20 protein-coding genes and 2 pseudogenes are annotated in these 22,922 nt (G+C 34.6%); 11 read left to right on the top strand and 11 right to left on the bottom strand.

Features of this window, described 5'->3' with window-relative positions:
• Positions 1-18: 18 nt before the first annotated feature.
• From glgX to JEP36_RS04190, 3 genes are all read right to left on the bottom strand, one after another.
• A complete protein-coding gene (glgX, locus tag JEP36_RS04200; RefSeq protein WP_102086702.1) occupies positions 19-2,088 on the bottom strand; it encodes a glycogen debranching protein GlgX in 2,070 nt (689 codons plus the stop codon).
• 1 nt (position 2,089) lies between these two features.
• Positions 2,090-4,273 (bottom strand): 1,4-alpha-glucan branching protein GlgB, encoded by a 2,184-nt coding sequence (gene glgB, locus JEP36_RS04195; RefSeq protein ID WP_102086703.1) that lies wholly within the window; start codon positions 4,271-4,273, stop codon positions 2,090-2,092.
• Positions 4,274-4,637: 364 nt separating this feature from the next.
• Positions 4,638-5,519: a LysR substrate-binding domain-containing protein gene (locus tag JEP36_RS04190; protein WP_102086704.1), complete on the bottom strand. Its 882-nt coding sequence runs from the start codon at positions 5,517-5,519 to the stop codon at positions 4,638-4,640.
• A gap of 135 nt (positions 5,520-5,654) precedes the next feature.
• Between JEP36_RS04190 and JEP36_RS04185 the strand changes: the two genes are divergently transcribed.
• Positions 5,655-6,380, top strand: coding sequence for a sulfite exporter TauE/SafE family protein (locus tag JEP36_RS04185; RefSeq protein ID WP_180949069.1), 726 nt, complete (start codon positions 5,655-5,657; stop codon positions 6,378-6,380).
• A gap of 124 nt (positions 6,381-6,504) precedes the next feature.
• Complete coding sequence (locus tag JEP36_RS04180; RefSeq protein WP_102086707.1) at positions 6,505-7,104, top strand: sugar O-acetyltransferase; 600 nt, start codon at positions 6,505-6,507, stop codon at positions 7,102-7,104.
• A 53-nt stretch (positions 7,105-7,157) separates the two neighbouring features.
• On the opposite strand, the gene JEP36_RS04175 is transcribed toward JEP36_RS04180, so the two are convergent.
• Together JEP36_RS04175 and JEP36_RS17720 are read right to left on the bottom strand one after the other, a co-directional pair.
• Entirely contained in the window at positions 7,158-7,925 is a 768-nt protein-coding gene (locus tag JEP36_RS04175) for a GNAT family N-acetyltransferase (RefSeq protein ID WP_102086708.1), read from the bottom strand.
• Between the two features lie 9 nt (positions 7,926-7,934).
• Entirely contained in the window at positions 7,935-8,288 is a 354-nt protein-coding gene (locus JEP36_RS17720) for an FAD-binding oxidoreductase (RefSeq protein ID WP_102086709.1), read from the bottom strand.
• 533 nt (positions 8,289-8,821) lie between these two features.
• Between JEP36_RS17720 and leuE the strand changes: the two genes are divergently transcribed.
• On the top strand, positions 8,822-9,469 hold the full coding sequence (leuE, locus tag JEP36_RS04165; RefSeq protein WP_102086710.1) for a leucine efflux protein LeuE: 648 nt from the start codon (positions 8,822-8,824) through the stop codon (positions 9,467-9,469).
• 73 nt (positions 9,470-9,542) lie between these two features.
• Here leuE and JEP36_RS04160 read toward each other — a convergent pair whose 3' ends face one another.
• Positions 9,543-10,565: a methyltransferase gene (locus JEP36_RS04160; protein ID WP_232799493.1), complete on the bottom strand. Its 1,023-nt coding sequence runs from the start codon at positions 10,563-10,565 to the stop codon at positions 9,543-9,545.
• Positions 10,566-10,883: 318 nt separating this feature from the next.
• On the opposite strand from JEP36_RS04160, the gene JEP36_RS04155 reads away from it, so the two are divergent.
• The 3 genes from JEP36_RS04155 (at position 10,884) to yqfB (ending at position 12,800) form a co-directional block, all read left to right on the top strand.
• Positions 10,884-11,492, top strand: coding sequence for a DNA-3-methyladenine glycosylase family protein (locus JEP36_RS04155; RefSeq protein ID WP_102086711.1), 609 nt, complete (start codon positions 10,884-10,886; stop codon positions 11,490-11,492).
• Positions 11,493-11,569: 77 nt separating this feature from the next.
• Positions 11,570-12,418: a bifunctional DNA-binding transcriptional regulator/O6-methylguanine-DNA methyltransferase Ada gene (gene ada, locus JEP36_RS04150; protein ID WP_102086713.1), complete on the top strand. Its 849-nt coding sequence runs from the start codon at positions 11,570-11,572 to the stop codon at positions 12,416-12,418.
• Positions 12,419-12,479: 61 nt separating this feature from the next.
• The gene (gene yqfB / locus JEP36_RS04145) at positions 12,480-12,800 is read left to right on the top strand and encodes a N(4)-acetylcytidine aminohydrolase (RefSeq protein ID WP_102086714.1); all 321 of its coding nucleotides are present in this window, start codon (positions 12,480-12,482) and stop codon (positions 12,798-12,800) included.
• A 59-nt stretch (positions 12,801-12,859) separates the two neighbouring features.
• On the opposite strand, the pseudogene JEP36_RS04140 reads toward yqfB, so the two are convergent.
• The 3 genes and pseudogenes from JEP36_RS04140 to JEP36_RS04130 all read right to left on the bottom strand — a co-directional run bounded on the left by JEP36_RS04140 (position 12,860) and on the right by JEP36_RS04130 (position 16,735).
• Positions 12,860-14,608, bottom strand: a pseudogene (locus tag JEP36_RS04140) (ABC-F family ATP-binding cassette domain-containing protein).
• Between the two features lie 380 nt (positions 14,609-14,988).
• A complete protein-coding gene (locus JEP36_RS04135; protein WP_102086716.1) occupies positions 14,989-16,164 on the bottom strand; it encodes an MFS transporter in 1,176 nt (391 codons plus the stop codon).
• Between the two features lie 139 nt (positions 16,165-16,303).
• The gene (locus JEP36_RS04130) at positions 16,304-16,735 is read right to left on the bottom strand and encodes a helix-turn-helix domain-containing protein (RefSeq protein ID WP_180949070.1); all 432 of its coding nucleotides are present in this window, start codon (positions 16,733-16,735) and stop codon (positions 16,304-16,306) included.
• 201 nt (positions 16,736-16,936) lie between these two features.
• On the opposite strand from JEP36_RS04130, the gene ddlA reads away from it, so the two are divergent.
• Both ddlA and JEP36_RS04120 read left to right on the top strand, forming a co-directional pair.
• Complete coding sequence (ddlA, locus tag JEP36_RS04125) at positions 16,937-18,037, top strand: D-alanine--D-alanine ligase (protein WP_102086717.1); 1,101 nt, start codon at positions 16,937-16,939, stop codon at positions 18,035-18,037.
• 25 nt (positions 18,038-18,062) lie between these two features.
• Positions 18,063-18,449 (top strand): VOC family protein, encoded by a 387-nt coding sequence (locus JEP36_RS04120; RefSeq protein WP_102086718.1) that lies wholly within the window; start codon positions 18,063-18,065, stop codon positions 18,447-18,449.
• Between the two features lie 56 nt (positions 18,450-18,505).
• Here the strand turns inward: JEP36_RS04120 and JEP36_RS04115 are convergent.
• Both JEP36_RS04115 and JEP36_RS04110 read right to left on the bottom strand, forming a co-directional pair.
• A pseudogene (locus JEP36_RS04115) lies at positions 18,506-18,751 on the bottom strand (EamA family transporter); the annotation flags it as partial.
• Positions 18,752-18,962: 211 nt separating this feature from the next.
• Positions 18,963-20,051 carry an alpha/beta hydrolase family protein gene (locus JEP36_RS04110; RefSeq protein WP_102086719.1) on the bottom strand — a complete coding sequence of 363 codons (1,089 nt, stop codon included), beginning with the start codon at positions 20,049-20,051 and terminating at the stop codon, positions 18,963-18,965.
• Positions 20,052-20,602: 551 nt separating this feature from the next.
• Between JEP36_RS04110 and JEP36_RS04105 the strand changes: the two genes are divergently transcribed.
• The 3 genes from JEP36_RS04105 to JEP36_RS04095 all read left to right on the top strand — a co-directional run bounded on the left by JEP36_RS04105 (position 20,603) and on the right by JEP36_RS04095 (position 22,738).
• Positions 20,603-20,980 carry a lysozyme inhibitor LprI family protein gene (locus JEP36_RS04105; RefSeq protein ID WP_102086720.1) on the top strand — a complete coding sequence of 126 codons (378 nt, stop codon included), beginning with the start codon at positions 20,603-20,605 and terminating at the stop codon, positions 20,978-20,980.
• A gap of 207 nt (positions 20,981-21,187) precedes the next feature.
• Complete coding sequence (locus JEP36_RS04100; protein WP_102086721.1) at positions 21,188-21,721, top strand: carbapenem self-resistance protein CarG family protein; 534 nt, start codon at positions 21,188-21,190, stop codon at positions 21,719-21,721.
• Between the two features lie 216 nt (positions 21,722-21,937).
• Positions 21,938-22,738, top strand: coding sequence for a MetQ/NlpA family lipoprotein (locus JEP36_RS04095; RefSeq protein ID WP_102086722.1), 801 nt, complete (start codon positions 21,938-21,940; stop codon positions 22,736-22,738).
• The last annotated feature ends 184 nt before the right edge of the window (positions 22,739-22,922 follow it).

Here is a 22,922-nt window from a genome sequence, read left to right as displayed (position 1 = left end):
TATAGCACTCCAATCAAATTACTTAACTTGGGAGGAAATAATGGGTAATTTTTCAGTAGAAGACTGAGTATAAAAAACGCTATTTCGCCAAAGGGTGATACTGTTAGGTTGTATTTCACAATGCTGAGATTGTGTCGGGTGACAATCAGGCCAGCTAACCGTATCAAGCAAGCAAGACCAAGACCCTTCAGGTAAAGAAAAAACAGCGCTGTTTCTTAATGGGTTAAACATTAAGATCCATTGTTGCGCTAAAAGAAGTTGTAATGGTGAGGGTGGAAGTTGTTGCCATTCTTCATGACTCATAGGTTGAGCATTCTGATTTAACCAAACCACGTTTTGGCTATCTTCTTCCCACCACTTAAGCGAACTTAAAGGTGTAATTTGGTGACGTAATTCAATAAGGTGGCGAATGTAATCAGTTAAGTCATAAGGTTGTTGAAACCATTTGATCCAACTGACTTTATTATCCTGACAATAAGCGTTGTTATTACCATATTGCGTATTACCCACTTCATCACCGGCGAGTAAATGAGGTGTTCCTCTAGAAAGCAGTAAGGTTGCAAGCATATTCCGAGTTGCAAGCAATCTGTGTTGACTTATTTTTTCGTTGACTATCAAACCTTCTTCACCAAAATTCACACTGTAATTGGTGTTATGTCCATCTAGGTTTGATTCTCCATTCTCCTCGTTATGTTTATTCTGATAACTCACTAAATCCCGTAGTGTAAAGCCGTCGTGGCTTGTTATCATATTGACGCTAGAATAGGGAGGTCTGCCATTTTTGTGATACAGCTTTGCAGAGCCCGTAATATTGTCTGCAAATGTCGCAATAGCCACATCACGCCATAACCAAAAACGACGAATAACATCGCGATAGCCATCATTCCATTCTGTAAATGGAACAGGGAAATTACCGACTTGATAACCATCAGAGCCTAAGTCCCAAGGCTCTGCGATAAGTTTGATACGTGACAGCAGCGGATCTTGTCGTATCGCTGTCAGTAGTGGTGATTGAGTATCAAAATAAGGAACTCGACCAAGACTTGTCGCTAAATCAAAACGAAAACCATCGATATGAAATTCTGTCACCCAATAACGCAGGCAATCCATAACCCACTGCACTGTTTCAGGGCGACTTAAATTTAGAGTATTGCCACAGCCAGTCCAATTTTGTGCTTTATTTTCGTCGTTTAGCCAATAATAGCTTTGATTATCAATACCGCGCTGCGAAACAATATAACCTTCATATTGATCACTTAATTCTGCTGTGTGGTTGAATACCACATCTAAAATCACTTCAATATTGGCTTTGTGTAAACACCTTACTGCTTCTCGGAATTCATCCATAATATTCCGACCTGTGTTGGAATAATATTGTGTCGATAAAGCAAAGGGCGCTAATACGTTATAACCCCAATAATTTTTTAATCCGATTTTATGAAGATGTGGCTCTGTTAAATGGTATTGAACGGGTAACAGTTCTAATGCTGTAATACCTAATTTTTGCAAATGCGCAATAAAGGCAGGATGCCCTAATGCTGCATAAGTGCCCGCAATTTTCTCGGGTATTTCAGGATGAAGCTTTGTCAGCCCTTTTACATGTCCTTCGTAAATAATGGTTTCTGACCACGGCGTATTTAAACGCTGATACGTGCCTTTTTCTTTATAAGAATGGCAAAAACAACCACTATCATCTGTGATAACTGCTTTAGGTGTAATCGCACTATCATCATGCTCTAATGCATTAAAAACAGGGGAGGTGTAAGGCAATGTATTATCAACAATACCTGTCACCTGTTTTGCATAGGGATCTAATAATAGTTGCTGAGGTTGATAGAACAATCCTTGCTCTGGGTTCCATTCGCCTTCTACACGATAACCATAATGTAAACCTGGCCCTGCACCAGGCAAATATCCATGCCAAATTGCGCCCGTTTTACCTGGTAATGGGTAGCGGATCTCTTTGCCTGCTTTATCAAACAGGCAAAGAATGACTTTAGTGGCATTTTCACTAAAGAGTGTAAAGTTTACTCCATAGCCATCATAATGACTGCCCATAGGAAAAGGGCGACCATAATCTAAAGACATATTAATCCTTCAATCTTAAATACAGCGTCGCAAGCGGAGGCAGTGACAATGACAAGGAGTGAGGTTTGCCATTAAATGTACTTGCGGTTGCTTCTATTTCACCTAAATTTCCTACATTACTGCCGTTATAAAACTCAGAATCACTGTTAAGAATTTCCTGATAAGTACCTGCTTTATTTACGCCGACAACGTAATTGTGATGAACAACAGGCGTGAAATTACTGATAATAATAATTTCATTGCCTTGCGCATCTTTACGGCAAAAAGCAAAGACAGAGTTATCGTGATCATCAACGGTAAGCCATTCAAAGCCTTCGCGTTCAAAATCACATTCATAAAGCGGAGCATTAGCTTGATAGGAAAGATTTAAATCACGTACAAAGTGTTGAACACCTTGATGTGGGCTATTTGGTTCTTCGAGAAGATGCCAATCTAAGCTACTGTCGTGGTTCCATTCACGCCATTGTGCAAACTCACATCCCATAAATAGCAGTTTTTTGCCGGGATAAGCCCACATAAAACCGAGATATGCACGTAAATTGGCAAATTTTTGCCAATCATCGCCCACCATGCGGCCAATCAACGAACCTTTACCATGTACAAATTCATCATGAGAAAGAGGCAGAACAAAGTTTTCGTTATAGGCATAGAGCATGCCAAAGGTCATTTGATTGTGGTGAAATTTACGGTAGATAGGATCACGTTGCATATAAGCTAACGTGTCATGCATCCAACCCATATTCCATTTGTAATTAAAACCTAAGCCACCATCATCAGGCGGTAAGGTAACACCCGGAAAATCAGTAGATTCTTCTGCAATTGTGACAGTACCGGGGCAAGTTGTGCCCAGTAATTTATTGGTATGGCGAATAAAATCAATGGCTTCTAAATTCTCACGTCCACCGTGTTTATTGGGTATCCATTCGCCTTCTTTTCGGCTGTAATCACGATAAAGCATGGAGGCAACAGCATCGAAACGGAAACCATCTAGTGCAAAATGCTCATGCCAATACAATAAATTACCAGAAAGGTAATTCAGCACTTCATTGCGCCCATAGTTATAAATTAAAGTATTCCAATCGGGATGAAAGCCTTCACGTCTATCCGCATATTCATAGAGTGATGTGCCATCAAAATTACGTAAACCGTAATCATCTTCAGGGAAATGACCAGGAACCCAATCTAAAATAACGTTAATTTCTGCTTGATGTGCTGCTTCAATAAAGTCACGGAAATCCATTGGGGAGCCAAAGCGACGAGTTGGTGAATATAACCCTAATGGTTGATATCCCCATGAGCCATCAAAAGGATGCTCATTAATAGGGAGCAACTCAATATGAGTAAAACCCATTTCTTTAACATATGGAATTAACTGTTCAGCTAATTCGCGATAGCTTAACCAGCTTTGATCGTCAGTATGTCTACGCCATGAACCTAAATGAACTTCATAAATAGACATAGGTGCATTACGCTGATTCGCTTGCTGACGCGATAATGGCATTGGTTTGATTGGTGGTAATGTATTGATAATTGATGCGGTTTCAGGGCGTATTTGTGTTTCAAAAGCATAAGGATCGGCTTTTAATCGACGTTCACCATTCGCATCAAGAATAGAATATTTATAACAATCACCTAGATGAGCTTGTGGAAGGAAGAGCTCCCATATTCCACTTTCACGGCGTAATCGCATTGGAAAACGACGTTCATCCCAGAATGAGAAATCGCCTACAACACTTACGCTTTTTGCGTTGGGCGCCCATACAGCAAAAGTAATACCATCGATATCACCCAGTTTTGCAGGGTGTGCGCCTAAACATTGGTAAGGGCGGGAGTGATGGCCTTGCGCTAAAAACCAAATATCCATTTCTTGCAATAAAATGCCAAATTGATAGGGATCATCAACGACACCTTGTGCATTTTCCCACGTTACATCTAAACAGTAACTAAAACGGCGTTTACGTCGGGGGATAGCACCACAGAAAAAACCACTAGGGTGCTTACGCTCTAGTGTTGCTACTTTTCGGCCATTTTTTCTATCGATGACACTGACTACAACTGCATCTGGTAAAAAAGCACGAACCTCTAAACCTGCCGATGTTTCATGCATACCAAGAAGTGCAAAAGGATCAGATTCATACCCATTAATTAGTTTTTCTATTGCTTTTTTTGTCACAGCTACAGACATCTTATCGTCCTTCGTTGCTAGCAAATAAATTAATAAATTTTATATATAAATATCAGCATAGAACGTTAATTTAAGTTAAACAATAAGTGTTTATAACAGATTATTTAAAATCAAAATAATTTAAATAAGTTAATTTACTTATTTTTTGATATTAATATATTGAATTTAAATGAACTTAATAATATGACAGAGAAAGATCGCGAATTATAAAAACAGCACGATTAGCATTTTTACCTATTCACAAAAAGAAGATAAACATTAGATGTTTTTAATAAAATGGCTGTAAATTAGTTGTAAGAAGTATAATGCATAGGATTGAAATCGCTATTTTTATGAAAAAAAATCACTAATTTCATTAGTGAAATTAACTTTTTTGTTGGGTGAGCCATTGTTCAAAATCAAGATGTGTTTTGGTTTTTTGTACACCCAATGGTGTTAAAGCGTAGTAGCTTATCGGTACAATTTGGATATTTGGAAATAACACTTTTAAAGTACCGCTATTTATTTCATTCGACAAAATCGAAACAGGGCCAATACCGAGGCCTAATCCTTCAATAATGGCTTGAAGAGAAATATGAAAGTGATCAAAGCGATAGTGACGTGAAAATGAACGCTGAGTATTAAGATGAGTCGCCATTAACCATTGTTGCCAATGCCCGGGGCGGGTAAGTGTATCAATAACGGGGCAGTCAAAAACATCTTCAAATCTAGTGACGTTGTAACGTTTTAAGAATTTTTCAGAAGCAATTAAACAATGTTTATCCTCTAAAAAAACAACGGATGAATACTCTTGTTGCTGAGGTTGAGGGCGAATTATCAGATCATCATGACTAATCAAATGAAATCGCTCGCTATTTGCAGAAGCAACTTGGATATTTGCATTAGGATATTGAAGATAAAAATCCTCCATTCGCGGAATAAGCCATTTTAAACAAAGTGTTGTAGGAACACTGATATTTAAAATATCGTTTTTTCCACCATTACCATAACGAAAACCAATATCATTTAATTTATCAAAAACGTCACTTAACTCTTGCGCTAGCGTCAATGCATAAGGAGTGGGTACGCGGCGTAAACCTTGTTTATTGAATAAGGTGACACCAAACCATTTTTCTATAACTTGGATATGACGACTGATCGCACCATGAGTGACACATAATGTCTGTGCGGCTTCAGTATAACTTTGGCTATGGCAAGCGACTAAGAAAGCACGCAATGAAGGTAATGGAGGAAGGTTTCTCATCATAATTTTCTCATTATAGTTATAAATAAAGCAGCTTTCTGATTAAAACTCACAATACCGTGACATTTTATCACAGGTAAAAATAAAGAAGACGGGTATGATACAACGTCTTTAACTTATTGAACTTAAAGGATGATAATGAGTTTTATCGCGGTTATTTTATTGGCAGTAGTGTCTGGTGTAATCAGTGGCGTTGTAGGAACGGGCTCTTCTATTTTATTAATTCCCGCTTTGACTTATGTATTTGGTGCTAAGGAAGCCGTACCGATTATGGCATTAGCGTCAGTGATGGGAAATTTATCACGTATTTATTTATGGCGTCACAGTATTCGCTTTAAACCACTATTTTATTATCTATTACCCAGTATTCCAGCCGTTATTCTTGGTGCTAATACATTATGGATAATGTCTGAAAAATGGCTAAATATTGGTATGGGAATATTTTTTATATTGATGATCCCCGTGATCCACTTATTACGCAAACATCAAATCAAAATGAAAACTTACCAAGTTATTATTGCGGGTGCAGTTATCGGCTATTTAACAGGGATTGTGTTTTCTACAGGACCATTAACTATTCCAATATTCTCTGCATATGGTCTGACATTAGGGCCATTACTTGCAACTGAAGCAGCTGTCTCATTTGTTATTTATCTCACTAAAGCCCTGACATTTAGCCAACTAGGTGCAGTTAATAGCTTTATCTTTATTAGTGGAGTGTTAGTAGGTTGTGGCTTAACCGTAGGAAATTACTTTGGTAAAAAACTGGTATTAAAACTGACACCAAAACTTTTTCAATGGCTATTAGATGCCATGCTAATTTTTGCTGGTGGCTCACTGCTATTTAATGGCATTTATTCTTAATAAAATGTGAGCCGCACTTAATGGACTTAAAAAACACCGCTAATTTAAGTCAATTAACGCTAGAATAAGAAAATCAATATTGACGTTTATCTAAACTGTTTTATTTCAAATTTGGAGTATCACAATGACGGAATACGAAAAAATGGTATCAGGTCATCTTTATCATGCTAGTAAAGATGATAGTTTAGAACCACTTAGAGTAAAAGCGCGTGAAATTATTTATGATTTTAATATGACGCGTCCTTCTGACGTTGAAAAGAGAAAGACATATTTAAAACAGCTTTTAGGAAAAACGGGCAATAATTTTACTATTGAGCCACCATTTCATTGTGACTATGGTCAGTTAATTGAAATTGGTGAATCATTTTACGCTAATTTTAATCTAACGATATTAGATTGTGCTCCAGTAAAAATTGGACACAATGTGATGTGTGCGCCAAATGTCAGTATTTTAACTGCAACTCATCCGATTGATCCTGAAATACGCAACAGTGAATTAGAATATGCATTACCGATTACTATCGGTAATTCAGTATGGTTAGGTGCAGGGTGTATTATCTTACCTGGTGTGACTATTGGTGATAATTGCGTTATAGGTGCCGGCAGTGTAGTCACAAAATCTATTCCAGCTAATTGCGTTGCTGTTGGAAATCCTTGTCGAGTGATAAGACAAATTAGCGATAAAGATAAACAAGATGCTGAGAAAAAGCTTAGTCTTTATTAATATTTAAAAAATAGGCTCAACAAACATGATTGAGCCTATTCATATAGCTGCTTTTATTCTTTAATAAAACTAAGATAGTTAAAGAGCGATTTAAAACCAAACTTACGGTATAGCGCTAAACCATCTGCTGATGCATCTAAGAAGCAACGTTCAACGCCTTGCTCACGGCAAAACTCTAAAACATGCTTAATCAAATGTGTCGCATAACCATTACCTTGATAGGCAATATCTGTCCCAATATCATCAAAACGCGCTAATTTATCGTGTATTGTTAACGTTAATGAAGAGACTGGCTGACCATCAACTAATAACGCGTAATGGAAAATAGCTGCGCCATTATCTAATGCTTTCTGATGATAGCGAATATATTCATTAACAATCGTATCATCACTATCATTTCCTACTGGAAACGCCGTTTTTAATGGGTGTGCCCACTGTTCAAGGTTGTGATTGGTTAAAATAATATCACAAGGATTATTTCTATAAGATGGAAATACCGCTTCCGATAATGTTAAATACATTGCGGTTGTCATACCATCACCGGTATAACCTGCATTTTTTATTATTTCTTCAAATTCAGGCAACAATGACTCGGGTAATACCAAAATATGATTTTTTTTCTGCGAAGTAAAAAGGGTGCTGGCTTGCTGGAATGAACTTTCTGTTGCGCCTTGGCGCAAATAAATAAAGTTAAAAATGGCAGCATCCATTGGTGTCATAAAGCAGTGAGTATGATCACCAATACGAATATTATTTTCACAAATTTCTGACCAAAAGGCTTTTTCTACTATTTTAAATTCTTTATACAGTTGTGCATCCATAATGGTTCTCTAGCTGAATCGTGATACGCGATAAGGCGTTAATAGAGGTTCCGCTTTTTCGTAAATAAGTTCTTGTGCAACTAATTCACATAATAAAGGTGACAGTGTCACGGCGGCGTGCATAGTAACAAGATATAATCTCTGATAAGGAGATATTTCTCCAATAATTGGCATTTCATCTTTAGGCATAGGCCTTTCACCGACAGCAATCTGTTTTATTGTTAGTTTACCTGTTTGTGTAAAATTATCATAAAAAGTCGCTTGTGCTTGGCATGCAATACGCTCAGGGTGATGTACATCACTATTATCAATGTAATCTTCAGCTGCAATAGTCTCATTTTGAGCAAAATGGCGTAACTCCATCTCTGGTGTGAAGATAAATGCAAGATAAAGGTAAAAATGAAAAACAACTTAGAGTAATGGTTTTGGTAAATATAATCTTTTTTATTCCCTCGCTTTTCGTGCTAATTAACTCACCGAATATCAATAAAAACACTTATTTTTCATAAAATTAATGAGTAAGGCTGTTTTAATGTTAAAAATAAAATATCGCCTAAGATCACAAAAAGAATAATGCACCATAACATAAAACAAACAATAGGGTATTGCATCTGAATTTAATTCACTATGCAGTTTATAATTCCATACATGTGACTTTAATTAGATACTAAGTCTGTATAAATTTTAATTTCAGCATCATACTATAACACACATTTAAATTGGTTTTTTAATCCAAAATTAATTGTAAAAAAAGACTTATAAACTGCTTTTTACATACAAAAGCAGAGCAACTAACTTATCTTTAGATGGTATAAAGATTATTGTTTTACAAAAAAAATATTGTAGATATGATAGCTCACATATTCAGCATGTTATTTTTTTAAAAAAGGCGTCGTATGTTAGAAAGTATCGGTATTTCAAATATTTGGACATACCTTTTAGGCGTTATTTTTATTACTTTAGTACCAGGTCCAAACTCGATTTTCGTCCTTACTTCCAGTGCGAAGCATGGCGTAAAAGGGGGGTATAAAGCCGCTCTTGGTGTTTTTACGGGTGATGCATTATTAATCTTTTTGGCATTTTTGGGGGTTGCTTCATTAGTCAAGACTTCACCCGTCTTCTTTATTGTCATTAAATATGCTGGTGCACTTTATTTAACCTATTTAGGGTTAAAAACGTTATATGCAACGTTCCAAAAGAAAAAAGAGACGCCAGAGCAAGTGTCTGAAGTAACTGTAAAAACAAAAGATGGTCTTTATGTTAAGGCGTTATTTTTGAGTATGCTTAACCCAAAAATGATCATTTTTTATGTTTCTTTCTTTATTCAGTTTATCGATCCTAAGTATGAAAATGCGGGTGTTCCATTCTTTGTATTAGGTGCGATTTTAGAAACATGCAGTATGCTTTATTTATCAGTTCTTATATTTGGCGGTGTTGCTATTACTAATAAAGTAAAACATAACAAACGGTTAGCTTCATTATCAAATAGTTGTATTGGTGCAGTGTTCTTACTTTTTGGTGCCAAGCTGGCGTTAACTGCATAATCTTTTTTTAACTTAAAAAGCCACTTTTGAAAGTGGCTTTTTTTTGCTACAAATAAATGGTTATTCCAATAGATTATTTAATAACAACTTCTAGTATTGAGTTATATGTTCCTGTTTTAATCACTTTATTGATTTTCAAATCTGCTTGATCTAGTAAAGCAATAAATTCATCTTCTGTACGTTCACCTGATTCAGGAAATGCAGACATGCATAGAAGATCCATATATTTAGCCATATCAGGTACATTCTTTTTAAAAATAACCGGTTCAATAATAAGTATTTTTGAATTAGGCTTCATTGCGTTACGGAAGTTTTTAAAAAATTTAATGACGCTTTCATCATCCCAATCATGAATAATATATTTTATTAAATAAATATCAGATTCTGGATACTCTCCAAATAAATCACCTGATATTAATTTCCAGCGACTATCGTCATTTAATTCAGTCAATAACGTTCTTTCCAACACATGTGGCCTATCAAATAATTGTCCCTTCAGAGTCGGATTTTCTTTTAATACGTTTAATAACAGCCCACCCAATCCGCCAGCAATATCTGTGATAGTTATATCTTCAGGAAATTCGTAATGCTTAATAATAAAATAATTTTCTATCTTTGAAAGTGAGTTCATACCTGCTTGAAAATCATGATCATCTCTTACATTATCTTGCCAATATTGATAAAAAGGCATGCCATATAAGTTTTCAAAAGCGGGGTTGCCCTGAACTGACTCAATAACATCACCTACTGGGCGCCATAGCGTTTCATTTGTTAACATTAATACGGCATCACGCAAGCTATATTCATGGTCGCTTAATAAAAAGTATCCCGCAGGAGCAAGAGAATAGCGAGATCCTTCTGACTCAGAGAATATACCTTCAGAAGCTAACATTCTTAATATTCTATTTAAAACAACAGGGATGGAGTTTGTTTTTTCTGCAAGTTCATTAATATTCTTAGAACCTTCTTTTAATAAATCTGCGATATTTAATTTAGCAGCAACTCTTAATGCGGCAGGAATAGTAAAGCTCATTGCTTTTTTCATTACTGCCAGCGCATCAGCTTTGTTTTGTAAATTGAGTGCATAATTTTTCATATTAAATCCTGAAATTACAGAATAACTAAGAATTGACCTAAGTAAAAATTCAAAAAATCAAATAAAGTATAGACGGTAATTTAAATTTTATATTTTTTTATAACTTTTAATATGAAACTATAGTTTTTAAATGTGATGATATTTTTGATTGACTAACTTCTTCTAAAAAACAATTAAACTCTTTTGCCAAATATTATCTTCTTTGCCTACGATAAAAGGTAGAAGGTTCAATTCAAAAAAAAGCAAGAAATAGAGTACGTAATACACTTATCTTCACGTTATACTGACATAAATATTTTATTTAAATTAAGTTAAATTATGCACTTTCAGTATGGCGAAACAGAGATAAACACATTAAAAAAACGTGATAAGCGCTTAGCCAAACTCATTGAAAGAATAGGAGAAATTAAACGTCCATTAACACCTGATTTATTTACAGCATTAGTTAAAAACATTATTGAACAACAAATTTCGGTTTCTGCTGCCATAACCGTTAATCAGCGGTTACTCAATTTATGTGACGGTATTTACACACCAGAACGTATCGCAAAATTATCAGAACAAGAGATACAACAGTGTGGAATGACTATGCGCAAAGCTAGTTATATTATCGGTATTGCTGACGCCGTTATTTCAGAAAGATTAGATTTAAATAAAATTCCTGAGATGACAGATAAAGAGGTTATCGATACTTTAATTCAACTAAAAGGTATAGGGGTTTGGACTGCAGAAATGCTATTAATTTCTTCGCTTAATCGGCCAGATATTTTAAGTTGGGGAGACTTGGCTATTCAACGTGGAATTATGCGTCTATATCGCCATAAAACATTAGATAAAGTACGCTTCGAACGTTACCGAAAACGCTATTCACCTTATGGTTCCACGGCATCGCTTTATCTATGGGCATTATCTAAAGAATCAGAGTGATTGAGCAATAAACGGAGTTCTTTATTCATTATGTTTGTCAATAATAGCCATAATCCCGCATTTAAAGGACTACCATAATGGAAAGTGAACATAATCAACTTATTGAGCGAGCCTGCCGTTTTATTGAAGAAAATAACGGTGACGTGTCGCTTACCTGTATTGCAGAGCATGTTATGGCAAGCCCATATCATTTCCATCGCTTATTTAAATCAACGATGGGGATCACACCAAAAGATTATGCTAATGCTTATCGTCAAAAATTAATAAAAAAAGCGTTAGTTCAAGATGGCAGTATTACAGATGCGATTTATCAATCAGGCTTCAATGCGAATAGCCGTTTCTATGAAAATGCAACAGCGATATTAGGAATGACGCCAACAAATTGGCGTACAGGTGGTAAGAATATTGCTATCTTTTTTGCTATCGCTCAGTGCTCTTTGGGAAGTATCCTTGTGGCGCAAAGTGAAAAGGGGATTTGTGCCATTATGTTGGGGGATGATGCAGAGCTGTTATTAGAAGATTTGCAAAAACAATTCCCTCATGCTGAATTAATTGGTGCCAATGAAGAGTTTGAGCAAGTCATTGCACAAGTCATCGGTTTTATTGAATTACCCAAACAACCCTTATCTTTACCTCTTGATATCCAAGGTACGGTATTTCAGCAAAAAGTTTGGCAGGCATTATTAGATATCCCTTTTGGTAGCACGATGACTTACCAAGAAATCGCCGACAAAATTGGAGCACCTAAGGCATATCGCGCTGTCGCTAATGCTTGTGCAGCTAATAAGCTAGCAGTTGCTATTCCATGTCATCGTGTTATTCGACAAAATGGTGAATTATCTGGTTATCGTTGGGGCATTGAACGTAAGGCTAAGTTGCTTCAGACGGAGGCTTTAAATAATACCCTTGCGGGTAAAAAAGAATAAAAAGTAGTTATTGCATGATAAGATAATCAGTAATTTATCAATAAATTTATGAGTCAATATTATGTCAGCAATACCAACAGAAATTACTTTTTTTGAACGTTTGATCCCTTCCATTCTTGAAGAAAAAAAAGTGATTACTATCAGAGATGAAAGTGAAAGTAATTACAAACCAGGAAGCATTGTTGAATTATTTGCTAATGAACATCGTACTCATTATGGAAAATTGAAAATCATAGCGGTATCTCCTTTACGTTATGATGATATCAATGAGTATCACGCACAACAGGAAGGCATGACACTTCCAGTGTTGAAAGCGCTTATCAAAGATATTTATCCGACAACAAAATCTTTATATCTTATTGAATATCAATTAGTAAGATAAGAATAAATAAAAAAGGATCACAGCGTGATCCTTTTTGCTTAAACAAAATCTTATCTATCTTAAATCAAATTAAGTGCTTGCTTTAGCTGGTTAATCTCTAATTTCCATTGTGCTTGCAAAGCAGGTTTTTGATGGTTAATTTTACGTGCTAAATCGGCCTCTAATTTTTCTTCTAGCTCAATTAACTTAAAGAGTTTTTCATCATCATCATGATGTGAAACTAATGGAACTGATGAGATATTCTGCAAATTATTGAGTTTATCCACTAGCAGAGTTTCTGGCATTTCTTCTTCAGCAATAAGCTGATAAATCGCTTCAATATCATGATGTTCTGTTAAAACACCATTATGAATATACCAAAAACGATTACAGCTATTTTCAATCAATTCCCTATCATGGCTAACTAATAAAACACCACCGGGAAATTGACTAATTTGTTCAGATAATGCCTTTTTGCCTTCCATATCAATATGGTTTGTTGGCTCATCCAACATTAATAAAGAATAGTTTGCTAAACTCAGGCCAACAAACAATAAACGCGCTCGTTCACCACCACTTAATGTACTCACTTTCTGCCCGTGGCGCGTATAAACAAAGCCAGCACTAATAAGCGCCATTTTTCTCTGTTCATCCGTTAATGGTGCAAAAGGTTTTAATGCATCAGAAAGGGTATCATTATCAACTAATTGAGCAATTTTTTGATCGTAATAACCCAATTCAACTCGGGGATGCAGCTTTATTGCATTTTGTTCATTTATCTCAACTAAACTAAGTGACCAAATCATTTTTAATAATGATGATTTACCTGTTCCATTAGCCCCAATTATTGCTACTCGATCACCACTTTTTATACGCTGATTTTCAACAGTATATAAAACGGGTGTATTTTCAGCAGGAATAACAGCAAGTTGATTTAATTCGCAGAGCCTATCAGCACGTAATGCCGTACCAGAAAACTGTAATACCCATTGATTTCCAGACGTCACTTCAGTTTGCTCATCTTTTAAACGAACAATATGCTTTTCCATCTGTTTAGCTTTACGAGATAAATTCTCGTTATCATAAACGTGCCCCCATATTGCGAGTTGTTTCGCACTTTGGGCTATTCTATCTATCTCTTTTTGTTGTGCATCATAGCGATGTTGTGCACTGATATCTTGCTCTTCTTGTGCAACTCGAGCTTGAGAGCAGGGTAACCGAAATATAGATAGCGATTTATCACGAATAATCCATGTGCAATTCGTTACGTTGTCTAATAACGTATTATCATGTGAAACTAGAATGAAGCTACCACGCCACTATTTTAAAAATGTTTCCAACCATAAAATAGTGGGTAAATCGAGGTGGTTACTTGGTTCATCAAGTAATAATAAATCAGGCTCAATAATTAACGCTCTCGCTAATAATAAACGAGTGTGTTGACCACCACTTAATTGCGAAACAAGGAGATCTTTTTCGTGAAGTTTAAATCCCATTTCACTTAGCAATAATTCAGCTCGCCAGCCTTCAGATGATCTGTATTCTTCAGGTAATTTATGAAGTACAGCATCCATTAAAGTCATTGACTGTAATTCAGTGGGTAAGTGTTGTTCTATATACGCCATAACCGTTTGATTAGCGACAGAAATAACACCCGAACTTGGTGATAATTGATGTGAAAGTAATTTTAATAAAGTACTTTTCCCACAACCGTTATAACCAATTAAACCAATCTTCTCACCTTTAATCAGTGCTAAAGAAATATCGTTTAATAATAAACCGTGATTATTATGGAAAGACAGATTTTGTGTAGATAATAATGTGCTCATAGCTTACTCATTCTTTAGGCGTAAAAACGCCTTGGGCAATATCAAGCGATAACCCTGTAAGCTGAGGAGAGGTAATAGTTAACGTCGCTCAGGCAGGTTAACGCAGTAAATTACTGTGAAAGCCTGAGCTGTGGCGATTACCAAAGAAGTGTGAGTATTTAATAAGATCACACAAAAACATAATTAGCCTCCTTCTCTAAGTTTAAAAGTTAATCGGTAGTGTGATTCTATCAAGATAGAGTTACAACATACAATCTTATAAAAGAGGTAAAAGGTGTCATTTTGTGTGAAAACCCGCTATTTAAGCGGGTTTAAGATAATTATGAATAAATAAAGGATCGTTTTATCTACTCTAATTTTCAGGTTTTAACATGGTTGTTCTATTGTGTTGTAACAGGTAAGTACTTTCGTAGTTTTATCGCAATCAATAAAATAATGACGCTAATGACAATACTGATGATATTCGTATTTTGCCAACCGATGAGATAAAAGGCGACACCTCCTGTAATGCTTCCAACTGCACCAAAGAAGAAAATCAGAAAATCATTAGTTCCTTGTACTTTTGCTCGCTCATGAGGTAGGTAAGTATTGGATAATAAATGTGTTGAACTAATCAAATTTAGATTCCACGAAATTCCAACAAGAACAAAGCTGATAAAATAGTGATAAAAACTTATTCCCGTTAAATTAATCACTAATGCGATGATAAGTAAAATAATTGCAGAGAAAAAGAATTTCTTTACACCAAATCGATGGATCAGTTGACCTGTAATAAATGAAGGCGCAAACATTCCCAAAATATGGCATTGAAATACAAAAGCAATGGTGGCAAATTCAAATCCATTTTGCTTCATAGATAGCGGGATCGCAGCCATCATATAAACTAAAATACCATAACCACATGCACTTACTATTGTGACTAGAAATAACAGTGGCTGACGATAAAGTTGCAAATAACTTCTGGATTTTTCCTTATGTGTTGCTACTAATTTAACTACTTTTTTTAATGGAATTTTCCACAACAGAATAAACGCTAAAATATAAATTACCGTAAGTGAAAGGAAAGGACCAATAAAAGGATAATTAGCAAAGAATTGACGAGTAACAACCGCTAAGGTAGGGCCAATAATAGCAGCAATAATACCGCCACTCATGACTAATCCAATCGCTTTTGCGTGCATATTAGGGGGTGTTTCTTCAATAGCCGCAAATCGATATTGTTGTGCTGTACCAATCGCAACACCCGTAAATAATGTGCCTACCGAAAATAAAATTAAATTTTGATAATATATTCCAGCAATAGCAAATAAAGCACCAATTAAACCGGCAAGATTACCAATAATAAAGCCCGCTTTACGTGAATATTTCATCATAAAGTAGGCCATAGGAATGGTGGCTGAAATAATACCAATATATTGGCTTAATAATGGAACTGTTGAATAAATAGGATCTTTAGCAAGTTGTTCACCAATAACAACGGCGACAGAAAGGACTAATGCATTGCCTGTAATAAAAAGTGCTAAAGAAAATGCCAACCACCAAACTGATTTAGGCATAAAAGGTCTCCACTGATACAAATAAAGAAAGAATTTGTATCATACAACTTGAAGTTAACTTCAAGTCAATAGAAAGGCAGTTTGATCAAAGTTGTTTTTAATATATTGTTTTTATTATTAAAAATGAAAATTGTGTCGATTATTCAAGCAGTCGTTTCTTATTCTTTTCTAAACTTAATGCGAGATCATCTTGAAAATGCTTGCACTGAAAGTGATTCTTTTCAGGACAAAATAAAATATGCTCTAATCCATCTCGTAACTGAATTAATTCACTAATTTTAATATCAATTTCTTCAATTTTTGAGCGCACCATATTTCTATCAATTTCAGGTACTTTTTGATTAAGACTCAGTTGGGCTATTTCATCTAAAGAAAAATGAGCTTGTTGTGCCAAAGAGATTAACGCTAAACGAGTCAGAACATCTCTATGATATACGCGCTTAAGTCCTTTGCGACCTATCGAATGAATAAGCCCTTTTTTCTCATAATAACGGATCGCGGAAGAGGCGAGTCCCGTTGCTTTTGCAACTTCAGTAATATCCATCTCAATCGGTTGTTTTATATCAGTCATGGCATTACTCTTTTTCTATAGCATGGTCATCGTTAGAGAAACTCTATAACTTGAAATAGTGATGTTTTAACACTCTAAATCATAGAATTTCATCATTTTATCGTAATTTTTCGCAGATAAGAACTATCCACCTACATTGGGGGTTTTTATCATGATATATTGCTACCTATTCGCTATAGCTGTCCTATAAAAGGTTAGAAAATGAGTAAATTAAGAGTCGCTATTATTTTTGGTGGTAAATCCACAGAACATCAAGTTTCATTACAGTCAGCAAAAAACATTATTAATGAATTAGATCGAACGAAATTCGACCTTTGCTTAATCGGTATTAATGAACAAGGTCAGTGGCATGAATATTCAGAAACTGATTATTTACTAAATAGCGATAATCCTAAAACTATTTCATTAAGCAAACCTTTAAGAGCGGTTGCTATTATTCCTGGTAGTGTAAAAAACCAATTTATTTCACTTGAAGATGGCCAGGCATTACCTCAAATTGATGTTGTATTCCCAATTGTCCATGGTGCGTACGGTGAAGATGGAACACTCCAAGGCTTATTACACATGATTGATATGCCTTATATAGGACCAAATATCATGAGTTCAGCTGCTTGTATGGACAAAGATATTACTAAACGCCTACTTGATGGTGCCGGATTAGCGGTTGCGCCATTTATTACTATTATGGCGCATCAAATTAATGATATTCCTTACAACGAAATGGTTCGTCAATTAGGACTTCCTTTATTTATTAAGCCTGCAAACCTAGGTTCTTCTGTAGGAATTAGCAAAGTTAATAATGAAGAAGAATTCAACGCTGCATTAGCAATGGCTTTTGAATACGATCTTAAAGTGATTGTTGAAAGTGCTATTGTAGGTCGTGAAATAGAGTGTGCTGTTTTAGGTAATGAGGATCCAGAAGTTAGCCCTTGTGGTGAAATCGTATTAAACGATGCTTTCTATGCCTATAATACAAAATATATCGATGAAGACGGTGCTAGAGTCGTTGTCCCTGCGGTAATGGAAGAAAATACGAGTGTGAATATTCGCCAAGTTGCATTAAAAGCATACCGTGTTCTTAATTGCTTAGGTATGGCTCGTGTAGATGTGTTCTTAACTCAAGATAATCGTGTTGTGATCAATGAAATAAACACACTACCTGGTTTTACCAATATTAGTATGTATCCAAAATTATGGCAGAGTGCAGGTTTAGGCTATCAATCATTAATTACTAAATTAATTGAGTTAGCACTAGATCACCATAGAAAAACGGCTGTTTTAAAAACGAAGTGTGAACTTTAATTGATGTATAAAAAGTGAGAGCTTGATGAAAATTACACACCTTGATCATTTGGTATTAACGGTTGCTGATATTCAGATGACCTGTGATTTTTATCACCGCGTATTAGGCTTTAACGTTATTACGTTTAAAGAAGGACGCAAAGCACTCACTTTTGGTTCTCAAAAAATAAATCTTCATCAATTAGGAAAGGAATTTCTTCCCAAAGCAGCAAAACCAACCGCCGGTTCGGCTGATTTGTGTTTTTTAACACAAACACCGTTATCAGAGATTATTGAGCATTTAAATCAGCAAGGTGTAGAGATAGAAGAAGGGCCAGTTCCTAGAACGGGTGCAACTGGCGCTATTATGTCGGTTTATTTACGTGATCCTGATAATAACTTGCTTGAAGTTGCCAATTTAATTGAAGAATAAAACACGCGAAATAACCCTATTTAGCGTGTTTTTTAGTTTTTTAAAGCAAGCTTTAATTAAGCATATTTTCTTGAGCCAGCAACACAAAAAATAACACCAATAGTGACTAACAACATCAATAAATTGACAGATTCATGAAGTAATACAGCGGCTAAACCTAAGCCAAAGAATGGTTGTAATAATTGAAGTTGTCCTACTGCCGCGATCCCACCTTGTGATAATCCTTTGTACCAAAATATAAAGCCAATCAACATACTAAAAAGCGAGACATAGCCTAAGCCTACCCATGCTGAAACACTAATATTACAAATATCTGTTGCAACCGCTGAGCCTTATGCCACAACGACCAATATTCCTCATGCAATTCGTATTGCACTAGCTTCAATTGATATTAATTTATTGCGTGATGCATTAATAAAAATCAGAGAAATCATTGAGTATCAAATTGATTTATAATATATTTTTACACTTTAACGCCTAAGGAGAAACTCTCATTTAGGCGTTATTTACATTTTATTTTAAATTTGTATTCCTATTTTCACATTTAAAATCAATGTAATCAGAAGATATTGTCGTCTCTTCAGTGATCCACGATGTTAAGTAATTTAAAGCATCTGGGGAATAACTATCTTGTCCTTGATAAATGAAAAGCATCTGCTTCCACCAAGGCCATTGATTATCTAACTGGTAATTAAAGAAAGGCGCTTTTAATAAACCATGAGAAGCATTGGGGAATAGGGTGACTGTTTTATCTACATGATTTCCTAATAGTGTTCTATATAAACATGCGTTTTTTGGAGCATCGACATTAAGATCTAACTCACCAAACATAGCCAGTACCCGCCCATTCATGTGCGGTAAATATTGAGATGAATCACTTAAATAGTTTTGAACAACAAAATAGAAACGATCGTCAGACATATCTCCTTGCGCTGAAATATCATGGTTACCATTAATACCAAACACACGATCATTTTGTTGCAGTTGCTCTGAGACTCTTCGAGAAATTTCATTATCATCAATATTGTCGGCTTTTAAACGTACTTGCTGATAATAAACGCCTTGAGCTCGCCAATTCACAGCTCCACCAATAATAACGGAAAAATCAGGTTTAGATTGCGTCGCTGCAATAGGGATAACCCATCCAGCCTGTGAAAATCCTAAATAACCAACTTTAATATCTGTATGAGTAAATTTTTTTTGAATAATTTTTAATGCTATTTGTGCTTCATCTGCTCTATCTTGCATAGATTGAAGCAACCAATTTCCTTGGCTCTCTCCTACACCGGCTTTATCCCATGTATACACACCAATGCCAGAATCCAGCAAGCTATTAATTAATGGCAAATATCCACTATTTGAAAAGCGATCTTGAGCACCATCACCATGAACAAAAATAGCAACTGCTTTTATATTATTCTGATTAGGTAAAATTAATGTTCCAGATAAAGTATCTGTTTTAGAAGTAAAATTAATCGGGGTTATCGCTAAGGCATGATCATCCAATTCAAAATCAGAATACTGGCCACGACTAATGATAATCACAAAAAGAAGTACAATAAATCCTAAATAAAACCAAATTGATTTGAAACATTTTTTCATATCTTGAAAAATCCACTATGGGTGTAGACCCGTGAGTAATATAAATAAATCATTTATGTCTCTATTTCATATAATATGTACCAATTAGACTGGTTAGTCTAATTAATTAAAATTATTTTATTAAAATTTGCTTAAATAGAAACTGGTAAGACGAGTTACTTATTAAAGTAAAATTGATTAGATATTTTCAATAAACGTGATTCACTACAAAAAAACAAACAATAGAATATAACTACTGTTTTACTTAGTTTTTTTACAAATGACATTTATTGTTAAAGAAAAGAGATATTGAGTTATCATTTTTTTAAATTTTTATTAAATAGATATTCTCTCTAAACAAAATATCAGTATAATTACTCAAGGTTAAATATTGTTGTCTAAATCGGATTATCTAAAATAGAGTATTTTTGCGTTATCTTCACGTAATTGTCATGTAAGAAATATTGCTAAAATGATAAATGGCTTACTTTGTTTTTATCTTTTAAATTAAGTAGTAAAGGAATGAAGTAAATATCTTTAGCGATATTTTTAATCAAAAAACGGACGGTGTGATGAAAAAACTTATCCTATTCGGTGCAATATCTGGCGGTATACTATTTTGGTCTATACATTTACAAGCAGATAATTTTGATTGTCGAAATGCGGCAACTCAAACTGAAATTAATCAATGTGTACATCAAGATTTTCAGCAAAAAGATGAAGAACTTAACCATATTTATCAACAATATTACGCTAAATTAGACGGTGATCGAAAAGATCAGCTTAAACAAGCCCAGTTGGTTTGGATTAATTTTAGAGACCTCTCTTGCCAATATGAAGCTGACTATTATCAAGGTGGTAGTTTAGCACCAATGGTATATAGCAGTTGTTTAAAAGATAAAACAAAAGAAAGAATTAGCGACCTTAAAAATTATATTGCTCTATATTAAAGAAAAATGTTCAATCTAAAAAAATATAACCACTAAAAATATATTCTTTTTATAATAGTCAAATAAGTATAGTGGTTATCATGAAAATAGTTTATAAATAATATAAATGTAAATTTTGTATTATTTTGAAACATAAAACCCCTTGACTAATCACTGTTACAAAGTAGTCTGATGTGCAAGTAATAAGCAAAAAAAGAAGTGAATTCAATGAATAATATATTAAAACTTGGGCTAGGATTACTTTTTTTATCGTTGCCATTTGCTTCAACAGCAGTAGATATTAAACTTGAATATGGAGTAAATCTTATCGATTTTAATGGTGATGGTGTTCCTGATGTTGTCGTTAAATCTAGACGAGCATTAAATGATTCAACCTCTGTTGATCTGGCAACGGTTTATATCAAAGGAAGTGATCAAAAGGTTTATATTGTTCCGTCCATATATGCTAATGCTTTGAGTCTTTTTAACAATAAGATTAAAGGTACAGATATCACTATCTCTGATTTCAAATTTATTGAGAAAAAAAATCACGTTGTATTGTTAAGTGCTGAAAAAATAGGAAACAACCTACAAAAAGCCACTCCAATCCGCTTTTCAAGTTATTCTATTTTAGAAAATAAAAAAGGTGATGAAATTCAATTTAAATGGCAATTTAATAGTTATTGTGTAACTGAATCATCTTATCTTAGTGTAGAAGATGCGTATTCTGATAATTGTATAAAAAAAATTATTAATGAATAAATCTACAATTAAATAACAAACACATCATATTATGATGTGTTGTTTTTTGTTTTATAAAACAACACATTGTGTAAATATAAATAATATTCCTTTCTTTATATGCATTGGGTACTTGTATCATTTCTTGTTCCTTGTTATTAATCTACTGTTAGGATATTTCTTAATCAAAATGATTTTTATGGCGCTGTTTTATCAAAGTCTGTTTAAGAGGAAGATATGAAGGAAATTATTACAGGTTTACTTCTAGCCTCAATATCACTATTTACTGTATCTTGCTCACAAGAAGATACACATAAAGTAAAAGTGGCAATTAATACAGGGCCTGATCAAGTGATTTGGGATGAAGTAATTCGTTTAGCGAAATTAACTGAAGGGTTAGATGTTGAGATTGTTGCTTTTAATGATTATGTTCAGCCTAATAAGGCATTGAACGATAAAGAAGTTGATGCGAATGTATTTCAATCAATTCCTTATCTTCAAGCTCAAATAAAAGAACATGGCTACCAATTTCATATTGCCAGCAAAACGTATATCTTTCCTTTAGCCGCATACTCTAAAAAAATTAGCGATATAAATGAATTAAAGTCTGGTGATGTCGTTGCAATTTCAAATGAAGTCAGCATGAAAGGGCGTGCCCTTTTATTACTCGCAGAAAATCATCTCATTACTCTTAATGATGATGTTGGTTTCACGCCAACAGTAGATGACATTATCTATAACGCAAAAGAAATCACTTTTGTTGAAGTCGACACACCTAAGCTGACTGAAGCATTAAATGATCCAAATATCACAATGGCTATAATCAACAATAATTTTTCATCTCAAGTTGGGCTCATTGCGACTCGTGATGGGCTGATCTTAGAAACTAAAAATTCACCTTATGCTAATGTTGTTGTTACGCGTGAAGATAACAAAAATGATGAAAATATAAAAAAACTGGTTTCAGTTCTGCATTCAAGACAAATCGAGTTAAAATTCAAAGAAATGTATAAAGGTGATGCGGTAAGAGCTTGGTAACCGCCCTTAACTTAAAGGTAAAAAGAGGCACTCATTCTTTTTATCTTTAAGTTTATCCTACTGTTTTTTCCTTCTTTTTAACTAGAATAATCAACTTTTATCTAGTCAAATTACCTTGATTAAATATCACTCAACAAATAGAACCTTTTATTTAACGTTATTTTTATGTTTAAACGCGTTATGT

The sequence above is a fragment of the Proteus sp. PR00208 genome (genome assembly GCF_016238545.1).
Lineage (GTDB): Bacteria > Pseudomonadota > Gammaproteobacteria > Enterobacterales > Enterobacteriaceae > Proteus.
This window is presented reverse-complemented; position numbering and strand designations above follow the sequence as displayed.

Coding starts and splice junctions, on each gene's coding strand:
- glgX (WP_102086702.1), bottom strand. CDS start 2,088: ATGTCTTTAGATTATGGTCGCCCTTTTCCTATGGGCAGTCATTATGAT.
- glgB (WP_102086703.1), bottom strand. CDS start 4,273: ATGTCTGTAGCTGTGACAAAAAAAGCAATAGAAAAACTAATTAATGGG.
- JEP36_RS04190 (WP_102086704.1), bottom strand. CDS start 5,519: ATGATGAGAAACCTTCCTCCATTACCTTCATTGCGTGCTTTCTTAGTC.
- JEP36_RS04185 (WP_180949069.1), top strand. CDS start 5,655: ATGAGTTTTATCGCGGTTATTTTATTGGCAGTAGTGTCTGGTGTAATC.
- JEP36_RS04180 (WP_102086707.1), top strand. CDS start 6,505: ATGACGGAATACGAAAAAATGGTATCAGGTCATCTTTATCATGCTAGT.
- JEP36_RS04175 (WP_102086708.1), bottom strand. CDS start 7,925: ATGGATGCACAACTGTATAAAGAATTTAAAATAGTAGAAAAAGCCTTT.
- JEP36_RS17720 (WP_102086709.1), bottom strand. CDS start 8,288: ATGGAGTTACGCCATTTTGCTCAAAATGAGACTATTGCAGCTGAAGAT.
- leuE (WP_102086710.1), top strand. CDS start 8,822: ATGTTAGAAAGTATCGGTATTTCAAATATTTGGACATACCTTTTAGGC.
- JEP36_RS04160 (WP_232799493.1), bottom strand. CDS start 10,565: ATGAAAAATTATGCACTCAATTTACAAAACAAAGCTGATGCGCTGGCA.
- JEP36_RS04155 (WP_102086711.1), top strand. CDS start 10,884: ATGCACTTTCAGTATGGCGAAACAGAGATAAACACATTAAAAAAACGT.
- ada (WP_102086713.1), top strand. CDS start 11,570: ATGGAAAGTGAACATAATCAACTTATTGAGCGAGCCTGCCGTTTTATT.
- yqfB (WP_102086714.1), top strand. CDS start 12,480: ATGTCAGCAATACCAACAGAAATTACTTTTTTTGAACGTTTGATCCCT.
- JEP36_RS04135 (WP_102086716.1), bottom strand. CDS start 16,164: ATGCCTAAATCAGTTTGGTGGTTGGCATTTTCTTTAGCACTTTTTATT.
- JEP36_RS04130 (WP_180949070.1), bottom strand. CDS start 16,735: ATGACTGATATAAAACAACCGATTGAGATGGATATTACTGAAGTTGCA.
- ddlA (WP_102086717.1), top strand. CDS start 16,937: ATGAGTAAATTAAGAGTCGCTATTATTTTTGGTGGTAAATCCACAGAA.
- JEP36_RS04120 (WP_102086718.1), top strand. CDS start 18,063: ATGAAAATTACACACCTTGATCATTTGGTATTAACGGTTGCTGATATT.
- JEP36_RS04110 (WP_102086719.1), bottom strand. CDS start 20,051: ATGAAAAAATGTTTCAAATCAATTTGGTTTTATTTAGGATTTATTGTA.
- JEP36_RS04105 (WP_102086720.1), top strand. CDS start 20,603: ATGAAAAAACTTATCCTATTCGGTGCAATATCTGGCGGTATACTATTT.
- JEP36_RS04100 (WP_102086721.1), top strand. CDS start 21,188: ATGAATAATATATTAAAACTTGGGCTAGGATTACTTTTTTTATCGTTG.
- JEP36_RS04095 (WP_102086722.1), top strand. CDS start 21,938: ATGAAGGAAATTATTACAGGTTTACTTCTAGCCTCAATATCACTATTT.